General features: G+C 60.1%; 22 protein-coding genes and 1 riboswitch. Of the genes, 11 read left to right on the plus strand and 11 right to left on the minus strand.

Annotated features, from left to right (window positions below; all coding sequences use genetic code 11):
* Positions 1-51 precede the first annotated feature (51 nt).
* Positions 52-864 carry a hypothetical protein gene (locus tag ACQKEN_RS02320; RefSeq protein ID WP_427683374.1) on the plus strand — a complete coding sequence of 271 codons (813 nt, stop codon included), beginning with the start codon at positions 52-54 and terminating at the stop codon, positions 862-864.
* Positions 865-872: 8 nt separating this feature from the next.
* Here the strand turns inward: ACQKEN_RS02320 and ACQKEN_RS02325 are convergent, their stop codons facing one another.
* The 4 genes from ACQKEN_RS02325 to ACQKEN_RS02340 form a co-directional block, all read right to left on the minus strand.
* Positions 873-1,838 carry a metal ABC transporter ATPase gene (locus ACQKEN_RS02325; protein WP_427683376.1) on the minus strand — a complete coding sequence of 322 codons (966 nt, stop codon included), beginning with the start codon at positions 1,836-1,838 and terminating at the stop codon, positions 873-875.
* 36 nt (positions 1,839-1,874) lie between these two features.
* On the minus strand, positions 1,875-2,684 hold the full coding sequence (locus ACQKEN_RS02330) for an aldo/keto reductase (protein ID WP_427683377.1): 810 nt from the start codon (positions 2,682-2,684) through the stop codon (positions 1,875-1,877).
* Positions 2,681-3,856, minus strand: a complete 1,176-nt coding sequence (locus ACQKEN_RS02335) for an NAD(P)/FAD-dependent oxidoreductase (protein ID WP_427683379.1) — start codon at positions 3,854-3,856, stop codon at positions 2,681-2,683. The genes ACQKEN_RS02330 and ACQKEN_RS02335 overlap by 4 nt, the downstream gene beginning before the upstream one ends.
* Before the next feature lie 64 nt (positions 3,857-3,920).
* Entirely contained in the window at positions 3,921-4,253 is a 333-nt protein-coding gene (locus ACQKEN_RS02340) for a DMT family transporter (RefSeq protein WP_133774590.1), read from the minus strand.
* 162 nt (positions 4,254-4,415) lie between these two features.
* On the opposite strand from ACQKEN_RS02340, the gene waaA reads away from it, so the two are divergent.
* Positions 4,416-5,690 (plus strand): lipid IV(A) 3-deoxy-D-manno-octulosonic acid transferase, encoded by a 1,275-nt coding sequence (waaA, locus tag ACQKEN_RS02345; protein WP_427683381.1) that lies wholly within the window; start codon positions 4,416-4,418, stop codon positions 5,688-5,690.
* Positions 5,691-6,192: 502 nt separating this feature from the next.
* Here waaA and ACQKEN_RS02350 read toward each other — a convergent pair.
* Entirely contained in the window at positions 6,193-7,632 is a 1,440-nt protein-coding gene (locus ACQKEN_RS02350) for a TolC family outer membrane protein (protein WP_427683383.1), read from the minus strand.
* A 182-nt stretch (positions 7,633-7,814) separates the two neighbouring features.
* Positions 7,815-7,919, plus strand: a riboswitch (TPP riboswitch).
* Between the two features lie 170 nt (positions 7,920-8,089).
* Between ACQKEN_RS02350 and thiC the strand changes: the two genes are divergently transcribed.
* Both thiC and cytX read left to right on the plus strand, forming a co-directional pair.
* Positions 8,090-10,006, plus strand: a complete 1,917-nt coding sequence (thiC, locus tag ACQKEN_RS02355; protein WP_427683384.1) for a phosphomethylpyrimidine synthase ThiC — start codon at positions 8,090-8,092, stop codon at positions 10,004-10,006.
* 143 nt (positions 10,007-10,149) lie between these two features.
* The gene (cytX, locus tag ACQKEN_RS02360; RefSeq protein WP_427683386.1) at positions 10,150-11,442 is read left to right on the plus strand and encodes a putative hydroxymethylpyrimidine transporter CytX; all 1,293 of its coding nucleotides are present in this window, start codon (positions 10,150-10,152) and stop codon (positions 11,440-11,442) included.
* 53 nt (positions 11,443-11,495) lie between these two features.
* Here the strand turns inward: cytX and ACQKEN_RS02365 are convergent, their stop codons facing one another.
* The 6 genes from ACQKEN_RS02365 to ACQKEN_RS02390 all read right to left on the minus strand — a co-directional run bounded on the left by ACQKEN_RS02365 (position 11,496) and on the right by ACQKEN_RS02390 (position 16,697).
* Positions 11,496-12,122: a GAD-like domain-containing protein gene (locus tag ACQKEN_RS02365; protein ID WP_427683387.1), complete on the minus strand. Its 627-nt coding sequence runs from the start codon at positions 12,120-12,122 to the stop codon at positions 11,496-11,498.
* Positions 12,123-12,247: 125 nt separating this feature from the next.
* On the minus strand, positions 12,248-12,796 hold the full coding sequence (locus ACQKEN_RS02370) for a GAD-like domain-containing protein (protein ID WP_427683389.1): 549 nt from the start codon (positions 12,794-12,796) through the stop codon (positions 12,248-12,250).
* Between the two features lie 211 nt (positions 12,797-13,007).
* Positions 13,008-13,634 carry a GAD-like domain-containing protein gene (locus tag ACQKEN_RS02375; RefSeq protein ID WP_427683391.1) on the minus strand — a complete coding sequence of 209 codons (627 nt, stop codon included), beginning with the start codon at positions 13,632-13,634 and terminating at the stop codon, positions 13,008-13,010.
* A gap of 73 nt (positions 13,635-13,707) precedes the next feature.
* Positions 13,708-14,334 carry a GAD-like domain-containing protein gene (locus ACQKEN_RS02380; RefSeq protein ID WP_427683392.1) on the minus strand — a complete coding sequence of 209 codons (627 nt, stop codon included), beginning with the start codon at positions 14,332-14,334 and terminating at the stop codon, positions 13,708-13,710.
* A gap of 8 nt (positions 14,335-14,342) precedes the next feature.
* The gene (locus tag ACQKEN_RS02385) at positions 14,343-15,701 is read right to left on the minus strand and encodes a DUF6861 domain-containing protein (protein WP_427683394.1); all 1,359 of its coding nucleotides are present in this window, start codon (positions 15,699-15,701) and stop codon (positions 14,343-14,345) included.
* A 249-nt stretch (positions 15,702-15,950) separates the two neighbouring features.
* Entirely contained in the window at positions 15,951-16,697 is a 747-nt protein-coding gene (locus tag ACQKEN_RS02390) for an RsiV family protein (RefSeq protein ID WP_427683396.1), read from the minus strand.
* Between the two features lie 218 nt (positions 16,698-16,915).
* Here ACQKEN_RS02390 and ACQKEN_RS02395 point away from each other — a divergent pair, with 218 nt between their 5' ends.
* The 7 genes from ACQKEN_RS02395 to ACQKEN_RS02425 all read left to right on the plus strand — a co-directional run bounded on the left by ACQKEN_RS02395 (position 16,916) and on the right by ACQKEN_RS02425 (position 23,517).
* Entirely contained in the window at positions 16,916-17,533 is a 618-nt protein-coding gene (locus ACQKEN_RS02395; RefSeq protein WP_192171113.1) for an NUDIX domain-containing protein, read from the plus strand.
* Positions 17,524-17,976 carry a DUF1249 domain-containing protein gene (locus ACQKEN_RS02400; RefSeq protein WP_065987826.1) on the plus strand — a complete coding sequence of 151 codons (453 nt, stop codon included), beginning with the start codon at positions 17,524-17,526 and terminating at the stop codon, positions 17,974-17,976. Before ACQKEN_RS02395 ends, ACQKEN_RS02400 begins: the two co-directional genes overlap by 10 nt.
* A 481-nt stretch (positions 17,977-18,457) precedes the next feature.
* Entirely contained in the window at positions 18,458-19,267 is an 810-nt protein-coding gene (cpdA, locus tag ACQKEN_RS02405) for a 3',5'-cyclic-AMP phosphodiesterase (RefSeq protein WP_427683398.1), read from the plus strand.
* Between the two features lie 143 nt (positions 19,268-19,410).
* Positions 19,411-20,028, plus strand: coding sequence for a YqiA/YcfP family alpha/beta fold hydrolase (locus tag ACQKEN_RS02410; protein ID WP_427683400.1), 618 nt, complete (start codon positions 19,411-19,413; stop codon positions 20,026-20,028).
* 89 nt (positions 20,029-20,117) lie between these two features.
* Positions 20,118-22,022 carry a DNA topoisomerase IV subunit B gene (parE, locus tag ACQKEN_RS02415; protein ID WP_427683402.1) on the plus strand — a complete coding sequence of 635 codons (1,905 nt, stop codon included), beginning with the start codon at positions 20,118-20,120 and terminating at the stop codon, positions 22,020-22,022.
* Positions 22,022-22,999 carry an esterase-like activity of phytase family protein gene (locus ACQKEN_RS02420; RefSeq protein WP_427683404.1) on the plus strand — a complete coding sequence of 326 codons (978 nt, stop codon included), beginning with the start codon at positions 22,022-22,024 and terminating at the stop codon, positions 22,997-22,999. The genes parE and ACQKEN_RS02420 overlap by 1 nt, the downstream gene beginning before the upstream one ends.
* A gap of 35 nt (positions 23,000-23,034) precedes the next feature.
* A complete protein-coding gene (locus ACQKEN_RS02425) occupies positions 23,035-23,517 on the plus strand; it encodes a retropepsin-like aspartic protease family protein (RefSeq protein ID WP_427683796.1) in 483 nt (160 codons plus the stop codon).
* Positions 23,518-23,523: the final 6 nt, after the last annotated feature.

Below are 23,523 nucleotides of genomic sequence, written 5' to 3' on the forward strand. Positions count from 1 at the left end.
CATGGGCGCGCGTGTCCAGGCGCATCGCCATTGATCCCGGAGAGTTTGTCAGTGCTGAACATTGCGGTCGCGTTTTTTGGTATCCCGCGAAACTCGGAAATCTGTTTTCCCTCCATTGAGGAAAACGTCCTTGGCCAGTTGCCGAAGGGCAGCAACGTCAAATGCTTTTACCACCTCTACAAGATCGACGAGGTGCACAACCAGCGCTCGGCGGAGAAAGGCGAGCTAAAGGCGCAGAACTACGACGTTTTCCAGCCGATGACGGGGGTTCTTGAAGCCACCGACGGCGTGCTTGAGCGCTGGGATTTCGAACGGGTCAAGGCGATGGGCGACACCTGGGGCGACGAGCACGTGTCCCTGCGCAACCTGATCTATCAGCTCAATTCCCTGCACACGGTCACGGGCATGATGGAGTCGTTCGATCCGGACTTCGTGGTGTTCGTGCGCCCGGACAACTTCTTCCATTCACCGCTGCCGGGCCATGTCTTTCATTCGCCCCACGCACGACGGCTGAACGCCTATATTCCGGACTGGCAGTGGTGGGGCGGGTTGAACGATCGCTTCGCCATTTGCGGCCGCGACGTGTACCGCGCCTATGGCAAGCGGATCGAGCGTATCTTCGAGTTCTGCGAAGCGACAGGCCGCAAGTTGCACTCGGAGCGCTTGCTCAAGTATGCGCTACTCAAGGCCGACGCCCGCATTTGCACGCTGCCGACGACCGCCTCGCGGGTGCGCATCACCGGCACCTTCGCCGAAGAGTCGTTCTCACCGAAGCGCGGCATGGGCAAGCGTGAGAACCGCTACTTCCACTTCTTCGCCCGGCTGCGGACCTGGCGTGACAAACGCCTCACCAACAAGAGCTGAGCGGCGCCTTACTTGTGCAGGCCGCTGCGAACCAGTCTGACCAGTCGCCGTGCCTTGATCCGCAGCTTGGTCAGCCCTGACTTGGGCTTCTTCTTCGGTGTGAGGCCCTGCTGCACCAGCCAGTCCTTCCAGCGAATACGCTCCTCGCGCACCACCCAGCCTTCTTGCGGAGCGAAGCTCTCGGCCAGATAAAGACCGCGCGTGCCGGCGGGTGAAAGCTTGTCGTTCTTCAGGGTGTACAGCTCGGGCAGGGGCGATCCGTTTTCCAGCGGCATCAGGTACAGATCCGGTTTGCTGCGATTGAGGCGCGCCACCAGCTCGTTGTTCTCCAGGCTCTCATCGACGTGGAAAAGGCTCAGCGGACGAGCCTCTTTCGGCACCTCCAAACGCATGTCGTAGATCAGCTGCAACGAGGCGGTCGGCAAGTGCACGTAAGCGCGAGGACTTTCAATCAGGGTCAGGCTGCCGCAGCGTACCGGGAGCGCTGCACCGGGCAGAGGCGTAAGACGAAAGGGCATGGCCTCTCGGTAATGCAGCGCTGCCGCGTAAGGCGCTGGCAGCCAGGTGTCGTTGAAACGTCCGCCGAGCCAGCCTTGGGGCGTCTCGATCAGGCATTCCTCGGCGACTTCCTGCACCGCGGTGTGCAACGGCAGGTTGAGCTCGTGGGCGGGAACGTAGCCTGAGATCAGCTTGAGCACCACATCGCCACGGTCCTGACGGCGCTGGCGAACCAGCACCCAGTAATCGCGGTTCTGCCAGCGCAGGGTCAGGCGCACCGAGACGCCGAGATTGGCCAGCTCGGTGGAAAACCGTTCGCTGTCTTCTACGTCGATCTTGCGGCGCCGCGCCAGGGTCTGGGTGAAATTCAGCGGCATCCCGATGCTCTGGTAGGTCAGGCTTTCCGGGGTGGCTTCGACAAATAACGGCAGGGTCTTGAAGTTGCTGGGGTTCTTTCGAATCAGGGTTCGCGGCATATCGGCTCCTTCTTGCGTTGGGGTCGGCCGTGCGTCTCAGGGCTGACGACGGATCACGGCAGCGGCGGTTGCCACGTTATGGGCCAGATGCAGCGGGTTGATGGTGCCGACGATAGCACCGGTGACGCCGGGATGTTCAAACAGCAACTCGAAACTGGCACGCACAGGATCGACACCGGGGGTCAGGCAAACGTGCCCGCTGGCCAGCGCTTTTTTGACCAGTACCCCTTTGCCGTGTGCAGCAGCGTAGTCCAGCACTGGCTTTTCGCCCTGCTCGTTGAGGTTGTACGTGACCATCGCACAGTCGCCGTCCTGCAAGGCCAGCAACCCGCCTTCGACGGTTTTGCCGGAGAAGCCGAACCCGCGAATCTTGCCCTCGCGCTTGAGCGCGTCCAGCGTTTGATAGACGGCGCAATCGTTGAGCACGTGCAGGTCGTTGCCGTCGGAATGCACCAGCACCAGATCGATGAAGTCGGTTTCCAGGCGCTGCAGGCTGCGCTCCACCGAAAGGCGCGTGTGGGCGGCGCTGAAGTCGTGCCGTGACTGGCCGGCTTCAAATTCCTCGCCGACTTTGCTGACGATCACCCAGTCCTTGCGCTGCCCGCGCAGCAGCGGGCCGAGGCGCTCTTCGCTGCGACCGTACGCCGGGGCGGTGTCGATCAGGTTGATGCCCAGATCCCGCGCTAGCTTCAGCAGCATCCGCGCCTCGACGTCGTCGGGAATCGTGAAGCCATTGGGGTACTTCACGCCCTGATCGCGGCCCAGCTTCACCGTGCCCAGGCCCAAAGGGGAAACGTTGATGCCGAGGGTGCCGAGCGGCCGATGCAGATCGTGCAGGGTGTTCATGGCAGCAGTTGATCCCAGACAGGAATGGCGAGAGGCGGCTTGGGAAAGTCGGTGTGTGGCGGCTGCGGGGTCGGGTGAATGTCATCCCGGGACAACGAGGCCAGCACGCGATCGGCGAAGTCGGGGGCCAGCGCCAGCTTGGTGGGCCAACCGACCATCAACCGGCCTTGCACGTCGACAAAGGCGTTGTCCGGGCGCACCAGCCCGCTTTGCTGGGGCTCGGCGCGGTCCACGCGGAGGGTGGCGAACTGCGCCTGGCTGAGGTCAACCCAGGGCAACAGATTCCCGAGCTCTTTCTTTGCGGCGGCGATCTGCTCGGCGGGGTTGCGGGCAACGCCTTCGGCTTCGGCAATGTCGCCGCCCAGGTACCAGACCCACTGGCCGTCGGCGGCCGGATGCGTCGTCACCGTGATTCGTGGCTTCGGCCCGCCGCCCAGGCAATGGGCGTACAGCGGTTTGAGCGTCGGACCTTTGACTAACACCATGTGCAGCGGCCGGCGTTGCATGGCCGGCTGGCTTACGTTCAGCGCCTTGAGCAGATCAGCCATGCCCTCACCGGCGCTGAGCACCACTCGCTGAGCGTGGATGTCGCGACCGTCGACGCGCAGGCCGACCAGTTCGCCATCAACGCGCAGCGGCTCGATGTCCTGGCCAGCCAGCAAGCTGTCGCCTGCCAGCTCTGCCAGTTTTTTCACCAGACTGGGGATGTCGATGACCAGCTCGGCCAGACGGTACACTTTGCCTTTAAACCGCGGATCCTGAAGCGCAGGCGGCAGGTCGCTGCCCTTGACCTGATCAACGCGCCCGCGCACGGCCTTGCTGGCGAAGAAGCTGGTGAGGTTGCCGGCAATGGTGCCGGGCGACCACAGGTAGTGAGCTTCCGAAAGCAGGCGTACGCCCGACAGGTTCAGCTCGCCTTTGCCGGCCAGCGCTTCGCGCCAGCGACGGGGCATGTCGGCAATGGCTTCGGAGGCGCCGGACAGCGCGCCGTGAAGGGCGTATTTGGCGCCGCCGTGAATGATCCCCTGGGATTTGAGTGTCTGGCCGCCACCCAGGCTGGCCTTTTCCACCACCACCGTCGAAAAGCCCTGATGGCGCAATCGCGCGTTGAGCCAGAGACCGGCAACGCCCGCGCCTACAATCAGGACGTCAGTGGAAATAGCAGATGACATGGGCACCTCAAATGGCGAAACGAATGGCGGCATTATAGGGGAAGGCCCTTTTCATTAACCCCCTTTAATGACCGGCCGTCTTCGAGAACAGCTGGATGACCACGACGCCTGCGACGATCAGACCCATGCCGGCGATGGCAGGCAGATCCAGTTTCTGGCCATAAATGAACAGCGCGGCGATGCTGACCATGACGATACCCATGCCCGCCCACACCGCGTAGGCCACGCCAACCGGGATGGTGCGCACCACCAGCGTGAGCATCCAGAACGCAATGGCGTAACCGACGATCACCAGCAACAGCGGGATCGGCGTGCTCAGGCCTTTGACGGCTTTCATGGACACTGTGCCAATGACCTCGGCACAGATGGCGATGGCCAGCAGGTAGTACGCAGACATGGTGTGACTCCTTTTCGATGGTCGTCATTAAAGCGGCTTACCCGGCGTGTAACAACCGAACCCTCATGTGGGGAGTGGTGGTGGCTGGCGGAATGGGCCGGCCAAGATATGTGCGAAGCTCGATGGAAATCTGACAGCGTTTGGCTGATAAACTCCGCGCCCATGAATAGAACCCTCTACAGCATCCTGTTCCACCTCGGCCTCCCATTGATCGCCCTGCGCTTGTGGTTGCGTTCGCGCAAGGCCCCGGCCTACGCGCAACGTATCGGCGAGCGCTTCGCGATGGGGCTGCCCGCCATGCAACGCGGCGGGATCTGGGTGCATGCCGTGTCGGTGGGCGAGAGCATCGCCGCCGCGCCGATGATTCGCGCGTTGCTGGCCCGCTATCCGCAATTGCCGATCACCATCACCTGCATGACGCCGACCGGCTCGGACCGTATTCAGTCGCTGTTCGCCCACGAGCCGCGCGTCCAGCATTGCTACCTGCCCTATGACTTTCCATGGGCAGCCGGGCGTTTTCTCGATCACATCCAGCCAAAGATCGGCGTGATCATGGAAACCGAGCTGTGGCCCAATCATATTCATCAGTGTGCGAAACGCGGCATTCCAACGGTGCTGGCGAATGCGCGGTTGTCAGAGCGTTCGGCTCGCGGCTACGGACGCTTCGCCGGGCTGACTCGACCGATGCTCGCCGAGATGAGCCTGATTGCCGTGCAGACCGAAACCGAGGCCCAACGCTTCCGTGACCTGGGCGCTCGGCCCGAGTGCGTCACCGTGACGGGCTCGATCAAGTTCGACCTGACCATTGATCCGCAATTGCTGGCGCGTGCCGTTCAGCAGCGAGAGCAATGGCAGACCCTGCAGCGTCCGGTCTGGATTGCCGCCAGTACCCATGCGGGCGAAGACGAGGTGGTCTTGGCGGCCCATTGCACGGTAATGCAAAGCTATCCCGACGCGCTGTTGATCCTCGTGCCCCGTCACCCCGAGCGCTTCAATAGCGTGTTTGAGCTGAGTCAGCAGCAGGGATTCGCCAGTGTCCGGCGGTCGACGACCGAGCCGGTGACGCGAGAAATCTCGGTTCTGGTGGGCGACACCATGGGGGAACTGCTGTTTCTGTATGCGCTGGCTGACATCGCCTTTGTCGGCGGCAGCCTGGTGCCCAATGGCGGTCACAACCTGCTGGAGCCTGCGGCGCTGGGTAAGCCCGTTTTAAGCGGCCCGCACCTGTTCAACTTCCTCGAAATCGCCACGATGCTGCGTCATGCCGGCGCGTTGGAGGAGGTCAGTGACGCGGCCGCATTGGCCGCTGCAGTGCGAGGGTTGATTGAACAGCCAGAGAAAGCCAAGGCAATGGCCGATGCCGGGTTGGCGGTGATGAAGGCCAATCAGGGAGCGCTGGAGAAGTTGCTGGACGGGATTGGGCGGTTGTTGCGCTGATTGTTGCCCTCATTTGACGAGCCAGCACGATTTTTGGGACTTTGCATGCACTGGCGGCCGGCCCGCATTCGACGAACCAACACCACTCTGTAGGCGCCGGCTTGCTGGGGAACGCGGCGTGTCAGCCACTGACGATGTCGAATGTGCCGACTTCTTCGCCAGCAAGCCGGCTCCTACAGGTCCTGCGCAGGGCGCCATTTCCCCCTACGGCGCCAGGTCTTGCGCATGACGCCAATCATGCGTTCGACGCCACCCATTGTAGGAGTGCGCTTGCCCGCGAATGCGATCTTTGGGACGACGCTGCATGCACTGATCGCTTGTCCGCATTCGACGAACCATCGCGATTTTGGGACGCTGCATGCACTGGCGGCTGGCCCTCATTCGACGAACCAACGCGAACCTGTAGGAGCCGGCTTGCTGGCGAACGCGGTGTGCCAGCCTGCCAACCTGCTGAATGTGGCGACGTATTCGTGGGCAAGCGCGCTCCTGCACGTTCTCCCTGTTACCGCACCGTCGGCCGCTCAAAGTTCTTCGCCGCTTCTTTCGCCAGATCAGGCGGCAGGAAGTCTTTGTCGGGGTTGTAATCGGCCTTCAGGAAGCGCGACAAATCCTGCAAATCCCCCGGGCTCAACGTGCCGGCAGCCTGCTTCAGACGCAGGTTGTCGAGGATGTAGTCGTAGCGGGTGTTGTTGTAATCGCGCACCGATGCATACAACTGGCGCTGCGCATCCAGCACGTCGACGATATTACGCGTGCCGACCTGATAGCCGATTTCCGTGGCTTCCAGCGCGCTCTGGTTGGAGATGATCGACTGTTTGCGCGCCTGCACCTGCTCCACATCGGTGTTCACCGCGCGGTGCAGGTTGCGGGTGTTTTCCACCACTTGGCGGCGCAGGCCTTCACGTTGTTGTTCGCTTTGACCAAGACGGGCATAAGCCTCGCGGACCTGCGAACTGGTCAGCCCGCCGCTGTAGATCGGGATGTTCACCTGCAGGCCGATGGTGCGTTGCTCGACGCTGCCATGGAAACTCTGGCCGGTGTAGTTGGGGTTGGTGAAACCCAGCGGATCGTTGTCGCCTTTCTCGTACTGCGCCACCGCATCGACGGTGGGCGCGTGGCCCGCCTTGCGCTGACGCAACGTCTCTTCGGCAGCGCTGACGGCGTAGTTGCTGGCCAGCAGATTCAGGTTCTGCTGCGTTGCGGTGTCGACCCAGGCTTTCGCGTCGTTGGGCGTTGGCGCGAGCACCGGCAGGGTGTGCACGATGCCTTCGATGGAGTTGTAATCGCGGTTGGTCAGGGTGATCAGCGCCTGAAACGCATCGTCCACCTGGCGCTTGGCGACGATCCGCGCCGCGCGGGCAGTGTCGTGACTGGCTTGTGCCTGAAGCACATCGGTCTTGTCCGACAGACCGACATCGAAGCGTTCATTGGCCTGGTCGAGCTGGCGCTTGAACGCCGCTTCCTCCGCCTTGGTGGAGGCCAGATTGTCCTGCGCACGCAGCACCGCGAAATAGTCTTCGGCACTTTGCAGAATCAGGTTCTGCTCGGTGGCCGAGAGCTGCAGGATCGCCTGCTCGTTGACGTCCTTCGCGGCCTTGAGCTGGAACCAGCGGTCGGCGCGGAAAATCGGCTGACTCAAGGTCGCGCGATAGACCGTGCCGCTGCGGCTGATGACCGCGGAGGGTTGGTCAATCGAGGTGCGGGTGTCATTGATGTCGGCGCCACCGGAGATGTTTGGCAGCAGGCCGGCGCGGGCCTGGGGCACGATTTCCTTCTGCGCGTCATAGCTGGCGCGGGCCGCCGCGAGGTCGGCGTTATTGTTGACCGCTTCCTGATACACGCTGACCAACCCGGTCCTGGTTGGCAGCGGCATGTCTGCTGCCCCGGCCATCGCACTCGAAGCACACGACACGGCAATGGCCAGTGAAAGTTTGCGCAGCATAGACATTCCCTAGTAATTGAAGCGGTATGAAGACGGTGACGTTGCGTCTGATCCAGATGGCTTTGGCGACGCGTAGCGAGTGTAGTTCCAGCGGGTAGGGACAACAATCGGGCAAATCAGCCATTTAACGCGCGTTTGAATTCCGCGCTTGGCGTTTGGCCTGCGCCGCGACTAGACTGACGCCGTTCTTGTCGGGGTGCCTTGATATGAGGCTGAGATCGGATAATCCGGATCCCGTTGAACCTGATCAGGTTAGCGCCTGCGTAGGGAACAAGATTTCTCGTCTCCCGGCGAGTCCTCTTGAGTGTCGTCCGGGGTCGTCTTTGTTCATTTTCTGAACAGTCCGCGCCTTTCGATTCTCAGCATCCATGCCGTCTCAGGGTGCATCCGTCCGTGTCCATCAGGCTCAAGCTCCGACAATTCATTCCGCTGCTGGATGATGTCTGGAGAGCCCGTGATGAGTACAACACTAAAAAACGCCAATCTGAGTGAATCCGCCCAAGTCGACTCGGGATCGGTTCAGCCGTTCACCCGCTCGCAGAAAATCTACGTTCAGGGCTCGCGTCCGGACATCCGTGTGCCCATGCGCGAGATCAGCCTGGACGTTACGCCGACTGCCTTCTCTGAAACAAAGAGCTCTGGGACAAACAGCGGCGGCGAGTTCAACGCGCCGGTCTGCGTGTACGACACCTCCGGCCCCTACACCGACCCCAACGTCATCATCGACGTGCGCAAAGGCCTGGCCGACGTGCGTTCGCCGTGGATCGAGTCCCGCGCCGACACCGAACGCCTTTCAGGTCTGACATCGAATTTCGGCCAGCAACGCCTGGCCGATGCCGAGCTGACCCGGCTGCGATTCGCCCACGTGCGCAATCCGCGCAGGGCGAAGGCGGGGGCCAACGTCAGCCAGATGCACTACGCGCGTCAGGGCATCATCACCGCCGAGATGGAATACGTCGCCATCCGCGAGAACATGAAGCTGCAGGAGGCCCGCGCCGCCGGCCTGCTCACCCAGCAGCATCCCGGCCACAGCTTCGGCGCCAGCATTCCGAAAGAGATCACCCCCGAGTTTGTCCGCGAGGAAATCGCCCGCGGTCGCGCGATCATTCCCGCCAACATCAACCACGTTGAGCTCGAACCGATGATCATCGGTCGCAACTTCCTGGTGAAGATCAACGGCAACATCGGCAACAGCGCACTCGGTTCGTCCATCGAAGAGGAAGTGGCGAAACTGACCTGGGGCATTCGCTGGGGCTCGGACACGGTCATGGACCTGTCCACCGGTAAACACATTCATGAAACCCGCGAGTGGATCATCCGCAATTCGCCCGTGCCTATCGGCACCGTGCCGATTTATCAAGCGCTGGAAAAGGTCGGTGGCGCCGCCGAAGACCTGACGTGGGAGCTGTTCCGCGACACGCTGATCGAGCAAGCGGAGCAGGGCGTCGACTACTTCACCATCCACGCCGGCGTGTTGCTGCGTTACGTGCCGCTGACCGCCAAGCGCGTGACCGGGATCGTCAGCCGTGGCGGTTCGATCATGGCCAAGTGGTGCCTGGCCCATCACCAGGAAAACTTCCTCTACACCCACTTCGACGACATCTGCGAAATCATGAAGGCCTATGACGTCAGCTTCTCCCTGGGTGACGGCCTGCGCCCGGGGTCGATTGCCGACGCCAACGACGAGGCGCAGTTCGGTGAGCTGGAGACCCTCGGCGAGCTGACCAAGATCGCCTGGAAACACGACGTGCAATGCATGATCGAAGGCCCTGGCCATGTGCCGATGCAGTTGATCAAGGAGAACATGGACAAGCAGCTCGAGTGCTGCGACGAGGCGCCGTTCTACACCCTCGGCCCGCTGACCACCGACATCGCACCGGGTTACGACCACATCACGTCGGGCATTGGCGCCGCCATGATCGGCTGGTTTGGCTGCGCGATGCTCTGCTACGTCACGCCCAAGGAACACCTGGGATTGCCGAACAAGGACGACGTGAAGACCGGGATCATTACCTACAAGATCGCCGCCCACGCAGCGGACCTCGCGAAAGGACATCCCGGTGCGCAGATCCGTGACAACGCCCTGAGCAAGGCACGGTTTGAATTCCGCTGGGAAGACCAGTTCAACCTCGGGCTGGACCCGGACACCGCGCGCGCCTACCACGACGAGACGCTGCCGAAAGACTCGGCCAAGGTCGCGCATTTCTGCTCCATGTGCGGGCCGAAATTCTGCTCGATGAAAATCACCCAGGAAGTGCGCGAGTACGCGGCCAACCAGAAGATCGACGCGGTGGATGTGTCGGTGGAGGACGGCATGCGCGAGCAGGCCGAGCGGTTCAGGCAGGAAGGCAGTCAGCTTTATAAAAAAGTGTGAGCGGCAAGCGTGATCGTTCCCACGCTCCGCGCGGGAATGCCGCCCCTGACGCTCTGCGTCGGTGAGGACGCAGAGCGTCCAGGTATGCGTGCCCACGCAGAGCGTGGGTACGATCAACCCTAAGTTTCAGCGAGACAACAAAAGTGAACACTCCCGGCACCTATTCACCCGACGCCCCCGTACCCGCTGCCAAGCGGGTATTTGGCGGGCGCGATCTGTTCTCTCTGTGGTTTTCCCTCGGCATCGGCCTCATGGTCCTGCAGACCGGCGCATTGCTGGCGCCGGGGCTGGGGATGTCCGGTTCAATGCTGGCGATCCTGCTCGGCACATTGGTCGGCGTATTGCTGCTCGCCGCCGTTGGCGTCATTGGCAGCGACACCGGGCTATCGTCGATGGCGGCGCTCAAGCTCAGCTTGGGCAGCAAAGGCGCGGGCGTTCCGGCGATCCTCAATCTGCTGCAACTGGTGGGTTGGGGTTCATTCGAAATCATCGTCATGCGCGACGCCGCCAGCCTGTTGGGCGCGGGCGCTTTCTCCGAAGGCAGCCTCTGGGCCAGCCCGATGCTCTGGACTATCGTGTTCGGCGCCCTCGCGACCCTGCTGGCGGTGAGTGGCCCTTTGGCCTTCGTTCGGCAAATCCTGCGCAAATGGGGCATCTGGCTGCTCTTGGCGGCGTGCGCCTGGCTGACGTTCAACCTGTTCAGCAAGGCTGATTTGACGGCGCTGTGGTCGCAGGCAGGGGACGGCTCGATGCCGTTTGCCGTGGGCTTCGACATTGCCATCGCCATGCCGCTGTCGTGGCTGCCGCTGATTGCGGACTATTCCCGATTCGGTAAGCGCGCCACCGGGGTGTTCGGCGGCACAGCGTTGGGCTTCTTCATCGGCAATTTCTGGCTGATGTCCCTTGGCGTGGCATACGCCCTGGCCTTCGCGCCGAGTGGTGAAGCCAATGCGCTGTTGCTGGCGCTGGCTGGCGCGGGGATGGGTATTCCGCTGCTGCTGATCCTGCTGGACGAATCGGAAAACGCGTTTGCCGACATTCACAGCGCTGCGGTATCGAGCGGGATTCTGCTGAAGGCCAAAGTCGAGCACCTGGCGCTGGCCATTGGCGTCATCTGCACACTGATCGCCTGCTTTGCGCCGCTGGCGCAGTACCAGAACTTCCTGCTGATGATCGCTTCCGTGTTCGCGCCGCTCTTCGGCGTCGTGCTGGTGGATCACTTCATCCTGCGCCGCCGCCGTCACGGCGTTGCGACAGCGGGCTTGCGCGGGATGACGCTACTGGCGTGGATCGGCGGGATCTGCACCTACCATCTGCTGGCGAACCTGTATCCGGACATCGGCGCGACGCTGCCAGCGCTTATTGTCGCTGGCGTGCTGCAGTGGGTATTGGCGCGCGGGCGGGCATCTGCATTCGAGGCCGATGTGCGGCGTTAACTCAGTGGGCTGAGCCTGGAACAGAACAGCCAGGCTCAATGCCGGCGGGCGACTCAAAGCGAGTCGAGGTCCGGGAATCCCCAGTCTGTCAGTGGTGCGAGCTGGGACAGAAATGTGAGGTGCTCGATTGTCTTGACCTTCTGTAGATGCTTTAGATCGGCGGGGCCACCGAGTGCGAGGGCGGGGACGAAGCCGAACATCTCATCGGGTTGTAGTGGGCCGAGCGTTTTAAGCGCCCTCTGGAAGAACCCGTCAAAATCATTACTCTCTGGCTTTTTCGACGCAAAGAAAGACTGCACGCTAATATCCGGATTGAAAGGAGACGAGCTAGCTTTTCTGAGCCAGTAACGTCCATACACAGAGCCGATCGTCAAACGACTCCCCGTTTTTTCTTGCCATAAGTACAGATCGCCAAAGGCGCTTCTTGCGATCACGAGAAACGTATCTGGATCCGTGATATCTGAGGCAGCTAGCCAATCGGGGATGAACACATCGTATTCAGCAGGATCAACCGTCCAGAAAATACCATCACCGTAGCCGCTCCATCCATACTTTTCCCAATGGGAAATTAACAGCGACGGAAGTCTGTCTTTGTATTTATCATGTGTGGAAAGGGGCACCTCTCTTCGGTGCACAGAAGGTCCCATTCTTTTTAAAAAATATTCGAAATACTCTTCCATGTATCCTCTTGCTTTCACTACTTCCGTCGTTTACAGGCAGTGTTAATCCGCTCAGCGAGAACTCGCTAAATATCTTCTAGGCCGATGTGTCTCAGTGGCTCAAGTTGGGAGAGAAATAAAAGGTGCTAAATCATCTTGACCACTTCAAGTGCTCTCTCTTGAGCCAAGCCTCCCAAAGCCAGCGCCGGGACGAATCCATACATTTCATCGTGTTTCAGTCGCCCCAGGCGCTTCCTTGCAGCATCGAAAAACGCTAAAGGATCGCAATGTTCGCGATCAAGAATCGCAAAGAACGTTGAGATGTTCCTATCCTTTGATACCTTCGACCGCGTGTAGGAGTAGCGCGCCCAGCAAGCGTCGATCGTTAAAAAAGTCTCAGTGTTTTCCCCCCATAAATGGAGGTCGCCAAACGCATTGCGCGCGATGACATGGTAGCTATCGCCGACGATTGTTGGATTTTGTTTCACCCATTCTGTGACGACGGGCTCAAACTCCTGAGGATTGACGGTCCAGAACAGGCCGTCCGCATAGCCGCTCCATCCGTGCTCCTCCCAGTACGCCACCAACTGATCAGGAAGCCGTCCCCTGTATCTCGCAATACTCGATATCGGTACCTCTTCTCGGTAGAAGGGGGCACCAAATTCAGTCAGAAATATATTATAAAATTTGTCCATTAGTTTTTTGTAGCGCTAGAAATACGCTGTCCGGCGCGGTGAGCGGAGTTTTGCCGAGATCCAAGTGGTCGCTTCGGTACCCGCATAAAAAGAATGCCTAGGCCAACGCTCAGTCGAACCGGATCGGTTCGGTTCGGTTCGGTTCGGTTCGGTCCAGGCTGCATCGTTTCGTAATCCTGCGGTGAGCTTCAATCCATTTCTTGTGGGTCAATTAAAGGTTATCAAAATCCGGAAACCCCCAGTCGGTTAGAGGTGCGAGCTGAGACAAGAAGGTTAAGTGCTCGATTGTTTTGACCTTCTGCAGATGCGTCAGATCGGCCGGGCCTCCGAGTGCGAGGGCAGGGACGAAGCCGTACATTTCGTCGACTTGTAGTGGGCCGAGTGTTCTCAGTGCTTTTTCAAAGAGGTCGTCAAGATCATTGGCTTCTCGACTCTGTGCCACAAAAAACACCTCGATCACCTTATCAAAATCATATTTCCCAACGTTTGGCTTGGTCCTATGGAAGCGTGCATATGGGATCGTTAAGTTCAACCAATTCCCCGCTTTCTCATGCCAAAGATAAAGATCGCCGAAAGCACTTCTGGCGATCGTGTGATAAAGGTCGGAATCGGGTATTTCCGAATCATCCAGCCATGCAGTAATCAGTTCCTGGTACTCCGCTGGATTAACGGTCCAGAAAAGTCCTTCGGCGTATCCACTCCAACCGTGCGCGCGCCACTGATTCAGGAGTTGCTGAGGAAGTTTCTCAGCGTACTTGTCCAGTGTTGATAAAGGCACCTCTCTTCTGCCCAGCGCAGGGCCCATCTCTTCAAGGAAAAATGCGTAGTACTCTTCCATTCGATCTCTCTTTTGTTACTGGTCCGCACCTGCTCGGATTTCTGTCTCACCAAGTAATGCTTCCTGAGGTTAGTCAGAGCGAGTCGAGGTCCGGGAATCCCCAGTCTGTCAGCGGTGCGAGCTGGGACAGGAAAGTGAGGTGCTCGATGGTTTTGACCTTTTGCAGATGCTTCAGATCGGCTGGCCCGCCGAGCGCGAGGGCAGGGACGAAACCGTACATTTCATCGGGCTGTAGCGGGCCGAGAGTTTTTAACGCTTGTTCGAAAAGGTCTTCCAGATCGTTGGACTCTCGGTCCTGAGTCGCAAAGAAAAGCGCTATTTCGTCATTAAAGCAGTGTCGTCCTAAGGCAGGTTTGGTTGCATGAAACCGCGCATAAGGCGTGCTCAATTCCAGCCAATTCCCCGCGTGTTCATGCCAAAGATACAGTTCGCCAAAAGCACTTCTGGCAACCACATTGTAGAAGTGCGAATCGGGTATTCCTGAATCATCCAGCCACGAGCGGATCATCTCCTGATACTCCGCAGGATTGACTGTCCAGAAAAGCCCTTCGGCGTAGCCACTCCAGCCATATTCACTCCACTGTTTCAATAGCTGTTCGGGGAGTTTATCTGCGTATTTGTTCAGCGAAGAGAGAGGCACCTCTCTGCGCCCCATAGCTGGCCCCAACGTCTCGAGGAAATACTCGTAGTATTCTTCCATATTCATCCCTATCTGCAGCGTTCTAATCTAGCGTTAATTTTGGTCGTGGCGAGGTCCTGCGTAGCGATTCCCTTTGCTAGTTTATCGAGGCCTCCGATCCGTTTACGCCACTGCGCTCCTATGCTGGCGTTTACGGATCTGTCTCCAAAATCAGATATGAGATCCTTGCCTCCGGCGAGCAGGTCTGGATTGTGGAGAGCAGCCAGTGTGGCCATTTTCTGGTCTACCAACGGTTTGGCCAGTTTTACAGCTTCACGATAGCTAATTCCTGTTTTTTGAAATTCCCGACTCATCTCTCGGGAAAGTGTCTTAGCGAGTTTTTGCCTAGCCTGCTTCGCCACCCTCGGATCCCTAACCTTATCCCCAGCTTTGAACGCCTCCCGCCCGCGTAAATACTCATCCACCGTCAAATCATTCAGCCCTCTTTCCTGTCCCACCAGTTGTCTGTCGAACTCGGGGATCTTGCTGTAGTGCAGGTTGCTCGCGTTAAAGCATGGCACCTTGTATTCCGGCATGCCCAGCGGTTTCTTTCCGCCCGGTCGATCAGCTTCCCGAGAGCTGTCGGACTTAGACTCCGGTGTGGTCGAGCTACCCGTTCGAGCCCCGGCGGGCTGCAAGTCAGGCCGCCCCTTAAGGCCCTCTTCATGCTTGACCATCCACTGTGCCAGCCGCGCGCCTTTGCTGCTGGCGCGCATTTGACCGGCGAGAAGCGCCATGTCGCCACGACCTCGGGTCAAATACTCAACCACCGCGCCGAGAAGCAGGATCACGACTTCCGCATGCCCTCGGGCGATGTGGTGTGCCGCTTGGTCGACAACCCACGGGTCGTCCTGTGTGACCGGGTTCAGCCCCTCGTTGCCTCGGGTCCCGTCCCATGCGACCTGGATGCCGCGCACGTAGTGGTCCAGCAGCGCAGGCAGACCTTGTACGAAAAACTCCGCGACCGACGCCAGCCCAAGCACCCCGAGAATCCAGCTGCTGGCTTGCAACCCCGCCGCCATGCCAGCAATCGCGCCGGGCCCCGCGCCTACGCCACCTGCCAGAGCGCCCACCCCCGCACCCATCGCGGCGCCGGCCAGGACGCTGCCGACAATGATCATGGCCATGTCGCCGACGACGCCCATCAGATCAAACAGCACTTCGGATATGTCGAGGTCTGCGAATTGCTGTCGCAGTAATGCGCTGGCTTCAAATTCGGCGCGGTAAAAAGCAGTTCTGATGTTGTCGACACGACGCAATACAAGTTCGACCGAAAGCGCGTGTTCATTCAGATAACTTCTGAAGTGACCTTGGCCTCTGCTGTTGATTTCATCTCTTAGCCGGTCTTCAATCTCAAACCATGACGGCAGGATATTCCATAGGCGCATCCCGTCTCCCTGACAGTTCCAAAAAGTTCAGTGCGGAACTTATTGATTGAGTCGGGATAGCGTCAATAAACAAGAGGTTTAATAATGGCGAGGTCGGGAAATGTATCTGTTTAAAGTATTAGTTTGCGGGTGGGAAAGTGTATGTAGGAAGTGCCGAAGTATAAGGGTTATTTAAATGAGGCGTTTGCAAGAAGGGGCGTTACAAGATAAAGCCGGCGCCTTTTCGAGCGCCGGCCCACGTTCTACCGATCAGCTCCGACCCGGAAACAGCTCAGGCTTGATGATGCCGTTCAACTGCGGGTACGGGATCTTCAGCTCGATGTGGCCCATGGCGTAGGGGGCGATAGTTGTCACCGGGTACTTGAGGATCACCGCACCGTACGTCAGAGCAATGTTGGAAGTTTGCTTGAAAGGCCACATGTTCTGGAACTCGGTGTCCTTGTCCAGCTTGCTGCTGATCAGCCAGGCCTGATGAGCCAGGCGGGCCTTGTCCCAGAATGCAGCTTCCTGACCCGGGATCAGCATGTCCGCCAGGGTCAGCACGCGCTGTTGCTGGCGCGAATAGTTGATGAACGCGCGGCCTGGATTACCCTGGCCGCTGCCAGAATCAACGTAGCTGGACAGCTCGACGACCACGATTCCGTCATGCTGCTCACGTACCTTGGCCTGCAAGTAGCTGCTGTTGCGAGCCGGCGCCCGGCTCAGGTATTGCTCCTGATAGGCCTTCAGCGTTGGCGGCACCGGACCATCGCTGTCGCTGCGGGTCAGTTGCAGCAGCGTGCGCTGAACGATCTCGTCAAGTTTCGGCTCATCGGGGAAATGCACGGTGTCGATGTTTACCAGCGGGCAATCATCGGTGGTGCAGCCGGGCTTGATCAGCTCGGAGGCGTCGCGCTGAACGGTCAGCGGACTGCGCAGATTGGGTTGGAACAGGCTTTGGCAGGCGCCCAAAATCAGGGCCACGCAGGCCAGTGAAATGATCTTCAGAAAAGACATGTTGATCCTTGGCATCGGCATAAGGGGGCGTCACGTGGAGGTAACGGCAACGTCCTTCGACTGTGGGTGGCGCAATCAGTTCGCCATCGGGCGGATTAGAGTGCTTTCCCCGGCGGTCGTCTACCCCGGGGACCGGTTTTGCGAATTCAAAGGGCTGCATCCCGCACCACAGCGCGTTAGGATGGGCCCGGACACAGTGCTCAAGCAGTGAGAAATCTATGACGGATAGCAACAGATCGACGCCGACGAATTACGAAATTAAACACCGTGAGACCTGCTTCAAAGGGTTTTACCAGCTCGACCGTCTTCAGTTGCGCCACGAATTGTTCGCGGGTGGCATGGGCCCGGAAATCAAACGTGAGTTGTTCGTTCGCCACGATGCGGTGTGCGTGCTGCCCTACGATGCCAAACGCGATGAAGTCGTGCTCATCGAGCAGTTCCGCGTCGGCGTTATCGGCAAGCATGAAAACCCCTGGCTGATTGAAATGGTCGCCGGCCTGATCGATAAAAAAGAGGAGCCCGAGGAGGTTGCTCACCGCGAGGGACAAGAGGAAGCTGGGCTGACGTTCAACGCCCTTTGGCCGATCACCAAATACTTTCCATCGCCGGGCGGCAGCAACGAATTCGTGCATCTGTACCTGGGCAAATGCGACAGCGAGGGAGCGGGTGGGCTGCACGGGCTGGTGGAAGAAGCCGAGGACATCCGGGTTTCGGTCTGGTCATTCGACGACGCGATGCAAGCCGTCAAGGACGGGCGCATCGTCAACGCCGCAACTATTATTGCAATGCAATGGCTGGCGCTCAATCGCGCCGAAGTAAGGGGGCTATGGTCGTGAATCTTCTGCGCGAGCGCTACCGTGTCGACCTCGCCGGGCTGCAAGCCGCCTGCGAGGCGAACTACGCGCGCTTGATGCGTTTGCTGCCCGATATGCGCAATCAACAACGCTCACGCCGGGTCGCCGTCACTCAAGGCGACCAGATGCTGGGCGTGCTGGCGGTCGAGGTTATCCTCGATTGCCCGTACACCACCACGCTGCAAGTGCGTCAGGAACACAGCCTGCCGTGGCTGCCGGTGCCCGTGCTCGAAGTGCAGGTCTACCACGACGCGCGCATGGCCGAAGTCATCGGCGCCGAACACGCGCGTCGTTTCCAGGGTATCTATCCCTATCCCAATGCCGACATGCACCAACCCGACGAAAAGGCCCAGCTCAACGTATTTCTCGGCGAATGGCTGAGCCATTGCCTGGCCTGCGGGCATGAGTTTGAGGCGGTGCGCTGATCTGATCCCTTCACCGCTTATGTTGCTGTAGGCAAACTCCGAAGGGCATTTCTGAAAATTCGCTTCTGCACGGCTTTGCGCTTTTCATAATGTTTTCCTGAGGTTAGGTTCTGCCGGCTTACCTTGCAGGAAGAGAAAATGATTATGGTTCGGTGGCGCTGAAGTTGTCAGAGATGATCGCTTGGAGTGTTCGGTTTGCAGGCGGTTGTGCCGGTGCAATTCTTGGCTTCTACCTTCCTATGTCGCTCATGGTCGCATTCCTTGGAATCGGCTACGAACAGGCGCTCCCATGGTTACTCCTGAGCGCGGTCTTCGGTCTATTTGCTGGAGGCTTTGCTGTGCGCAGACTGCTCAGACTGCATCGCAAGCGCTGACGCATGCCAACCGAATGTTCCAAATGGTATACACGACTCATTTCCAGGTTTGCCGCCGCACCGATCTCACACCATAATCCGGCCACATCCGCTCTAGGAGATGGCCATTGTCGAGCGCATCCTCTCATCCCTCATCCGTGTTGGTCGTTCAACTGACCGACAGTCATCTGTTCGCCGAAGCGGACGGCGCGCTGCTGGGCATGCCCACGCGCGCCAGTCTGGATGCGGTGGTCGAGCGTGTCCTCATCGAGCAGCCGGCGATCGATCTGGTGCTGGCAACGGGCGACTTGTCTCAGGACGGCTCGGTCGAGTCGTATCAGGCGTTCCGCGACGCGATTGACCGTTTGAATGCGCCCGCGCGCTGGATTCCGGGGAATCACGACGAGCTGAGGGAGATGGCGATTGCTGCGCAGAACAGCGACTTTCTTGAACCGGTCGTCGACGTCGGCCACTGGCGGATCACGATGCTCGACTCTGCTGTTTCCGGGTCAGTCCCCGGTTATCTGCAAGACGGCCAGCTTCAGTTGCTCGCCCAGGCCTTGAGCGAAGCGCCGGAGCGGCACCATCTGGTGTGTCTGCATCATCACCCGGTGCCCATCGGCGCGGCATGGATGGAGCCCATCGGTTTGCGCAATCCCGAGGCGCTTTTCGCGGTGCTGGAGCGTTTTCCCCAAGTGCGTGCGGTACTCTGGGGTCATGTGCATCAGGAATTCGATCAGCTTCGCGACGGCGTGCGGCTAATGGCTTCGCCTTCAACCTGCATCCAGTTCGCCCCGAACAGCGTGGACTTCGGCCTCGATGACCTCGCGCCCGGCTATCGCTGGCTGCGTCTGCACGATGACGGCCGGATCGAAACCGGTGTTTCGCGCATCGACCCCGACCTGTTCGACGTCGACATCAATGGCGCGGGCTACTGAAAGACATTTCCTCAATTTGCCGCGATTCATCGGCAAGCAAGTCTTCGCGCACTTGACCCTGTAAACTGCGTGGCTTTGCCCGGATGAGTGCCGACAGGCCAGCCCGTCCGGGATGTATCAATTGCCGTTTGGGAGGCAACTGAGTGAACCAGGATCAATCGACGCTTCTTTATATTCACGGCCTGAACAGCTCGGCCAGGTCGCAGAAAGCCACGCAGTTGACGACGCTGATGGCGCGTCTGGGTTTGAGCGAATATCTGCGCGTGCCAGAGCTGCATCATCATCCGCGGCAGGCGCTGGCGCAGTTGGAAGGCGCGATCAAAGAGCTCGGTCGGCCGCTGCTGGTCGGCAGCTCGCTCGGCGGCTACTATGCGACTCACCTGGCTGAGCGCCATGGCCTCAAGGCTGTGCTGATCAACCCGGCGGTCAATCCGCACCAGCTCTTCGATGGCTTTCTCGGCACCCAACAAAACCTTTATACCGGCGAGAGCTGGGAGCTGACGCACGACCACGTAGCGGCCCTGGCCGAGCTGGAAGTGCCTGCTCCACAGGATCCGCAACGTATCCAGGTGTGGCTGCAAACGGGGGACGAGACGCTGGATTACCGCCGTGCGCAGAGCTTCTACCGGGCTTGTGCATTGCGCATCGAAGCGGGCGGCGATCACGGGTTTCAGGGTTTCGCTGCAAAGATGCCAGCGCTGTTGAGCTTCGCCGGGTTCGCGCCCGCATTGCTTCAGGGCGTCGATCTGAGCGGGCTCTGACCCGAGCCATCGCTGCAACAAATGTGTAGAACAGTCTTGTAAAACAGTGCTACTCCGAAATTTCATGAACGACTTGATGACGAGACCCCATGGCCAATCCCAGCGCTAGCTCTTATAACGCAGACGCCATCGAAGTCCTCTCGGGCCTCGACCCGGTCCGCAAACGGCCGGGCATGTACACCGACACCTCACGCCCCAACCACCTGGCGCAGGAAGTCATCGACAACAGCGTCGACGAAGCGCTGGCCGGCCACGCCCGATCGGTCCAGGTCATTCTTCACGCCGACAACTCGCTGGAAGTGTCGGACGACGGTCGTGGCATGCCCGTGGACATCCACCCGGAAGAGGGCGTGTCCGGCGTCGAGCTGATCCTCACCAAGCTTCACGCCGGCGGCAAGTTCTCCAACAAGAACTACCAGTTCTCCGGCGGCCTTCACGGCGTCGGGATCTCCGTGGTCAACGCGCTCTCGACCCAGGTACGGGTACGGGTCAAGCGCGATGGCAACGAATACGAAATGACCTTTGCCGATGGCTACAAAGCCAGCGAACTGGCGGTGATTGGCACCGTCGGCAAACGCAACACCGGCACCAGCGTGTACTTCGCGCCGGACCCCAAATACTTCGACACCCCGAAATTCTCCGTCAGCCGCCTCAAGCACGTGCTTAAGGCCAAGGCCGTTCTGTGCCCGGGCCTGCTGGTCAGCTTCGAGGACAAAGGCACCGGCGAGAAGGTCGAGTGGCATTACGAGGACGGTCTGCGCTCGTACCTGCAGGATTCGGTCGCCGATTTTCTGCGCCTGCCGGACGAGCCGTTCTGCGGCGTTTTCGCAGGCAACAAAGAAGCCGTCGACTGGGCGCTGCTGTGGTTGCCCGAGGGCGGCGACAGCGTTCAGGAAAGCTACGTCAACCTGATTCCGACCGCCCAGGGCGGCACCCACGTGAATGGGCTGCGTCAGGGCCTGCTGGACGCGATGCGCGACTTCTGCGAGTTCCGTAATCTGCTGCCCCGCGGCGTGAAGCTGGCACCTGAAGACGTCTGGGAGCGCATCGCTTTCGTGCTGTCGATGAAGATGCAGGAGCCACAATTTTCCGGTCAGACCAAAGAGCGGCTGTCCTCCCGTGAGGCGGCAGCGTTCGTCTCCGGCGTGGTCAAGGATGCTTTCAGCCTGTGGCTCAATGCGCACCCGGAAATGGGCATGCAGCTGGCCGAACTGGCGATCAGCAACGCCGGTCGTCGTCTCAAGGCGAGCAAGAAGGTCGAGCGCAAACGCATCACGTCAGGCCCGGCATTGCCAGGCAAGCTGGCGGATTGCGCGGGTCAGGACCCGATGCGCTCCGAGCTGTTCCTGGTCGAGGGTGACTCTGCGGGCGGCTCCGCCAAACAGGCGCGGGACAAGGAGTTCCAGGCCATCCTGCCGTTGCGCGGAAAGATCCTGAACACTTGGGAAGTCGACGGCGGCGAAGTACTCGCCAGCCAGGAAGTGCACAACATTGCGGTGGCGATCGGGGTTGATCCGGGCGCTGCGGACATGAGCCAGCTGCGCTACGGCAAAATCTGCATCCTCGCCGACGCCGATTCCGACGGCCTGCACATCGCGACGTTGCTGTGCGCCTTGTTCGTCCAGCATTTCCGCCCGCTGGTGGACGCCGGCCACGTCTATGTCGCCATGCCGCCGCTGTACCGCATCGATTTGGGCAAAGACATTTATTACGCCCTGGACGAAGCCGAGCGCGACGGCATTCTCGACCGGCTTGTGGCCGAGAAGAAGCGCGGCAAGCCGCAGGTCACCCGATTCAAAGGCCTGGGCGAAATGAACCCGCCGCAACTGCGCGAAACCACCATGGACCCGAACACCCGTCGCCTGGTGCAGCTGACCCTGGATGACTTTGAGGCGACGTCGGAAATGATGGACATGCTGCTGGCCAAGAAACGCGCAGGCGACCGCAAGAGCTGGCTCGAATCCAAAGGCAACCTGGCCGAGGTGCTGGTCTGATGCGGGGCTGGTTTGCAGCGCTGTTATTGATCGCCACGCCCGTTTTCGCCGCGCCGTTGCCCGAGCTCAAGCTGCTGTCGGAGCATCCGGTCGACGACATGATCGGCGGCAACCTGTCCGGCCTTGCGTCCTGCAACGGCGTGCTGTGGACCGTTTCGGACCGCGACGACACCCTGCTTTACAGCCTCGACACTTCGGCGACGGTCTGGAAAGCCAAGGCGCAGACGCTGGAAATCCCGCCCATTCCGGACAGCGGTCTGTCTGCGACCCTGCGCGGCATGGCCAAGGCTTCGGCGCTGATTCGTGGCGGCGACCTGGATTTCGAAGGCGTGAGCTGCGACGCGGCGGGCAACCGTTACCTCGTCAGCGAAGCCTATGCCGCCGTGCTGAAAGTGCCGGTGGACGGCGCGCCGGCTTGGCTGGAGCTGCCAAAAAAAGTCGTCGAGGAAGCGCAGTCGGCCGGGATGCTGCAGCATTTCAATGCCATCTTCGAAGGCATCGCGGTCAACCCGGCAGGCGATCAACTATGGCTCGCCGCCGAGCGTGACAAGCGCGGCCTGCTGACCGCAAAGCTCGGCAAGGACGGCTGGGCCTGTGATGCCAGCTGCATCCTGCGAGTCGAGTCAGGCAACGAAATTTTGCCGCCCGAGCTGGGTGGCAAGGCGGTCTCCAAGGACTTTTCCGACATCTCCCTGTACAAGGGCAAGCTGTTCACACTGGAGCGCGCAGCCTACCGAATCTGCCGGCGCACGCTGGCGACGGGTCAGCTGGAAACCTGCTGGTCGTTCGCCAAAGAGGCGCTTCAGCCCAACCGGCTGTATGACCAGAAATACGGCCTGACCGAAGCCCTGATCGTCGACGACAAAGGCGCTTGGGTCGGTACGGACAACAATTTCGGTGTCCGCGCCGATGGCGAAAAACGTCCCGTCGTCTGGCGCTTTGCCGCGCCCGAGGGCGGCTGGAGCGGCAAGCCTTGACCCAGGCACCTCCCGGCAAGCGCGCCGGGCGGGTGATGCTGATCATCGCCTGGGCGGCGGCGCTGTTTCTGGCGACGCGGTTTTTTGGCGAGTGGGAGCAGCGTCAGGAAAATCCGAATACCATCGTCGCTTCCGAACATGGAGACGGCTATGTCGAGGTGACACTGGCGAGCAATCGTGACGGCCATTTCGTCATGAGCGGGCAGATAAATACCCGCCCCGTACAGTTCATGCTCGACACCGGCGCGACCAACGTCGCCGTGCCGGAGAGCGTCGCGCAGACGCTACGCCTCGAGCGCGGCGAGCGCGTTCAGGTGAGCACGGCCAATGGACGCACCGACGCGTTCCGGACCACGCTGCAACGGTTGCAGATTGGCGACATCGTCCTGAACAACGTGCGCGCCCTGGTGGTGCCCGGTCTGGATGGTGAACAGGTGCTGCTGGGCATGAGCGCCGTGAAACAACTCGAATTCACACAGCGCGGCGGCACATTGCTGCTGCGCCAGACGACAAAATGATGAGGC

Source organism: Pseudomonas sp. NPDC078416, from assembly GCF_050268485.1.
In the GTDB taxonomy this organism is placed as follows: domain Bacteria; phylum Pseudomonadota; class Gammaproteobacteria; order Pseudomonadales; family Pseudomonadaceae; genus Aquipseudomonas.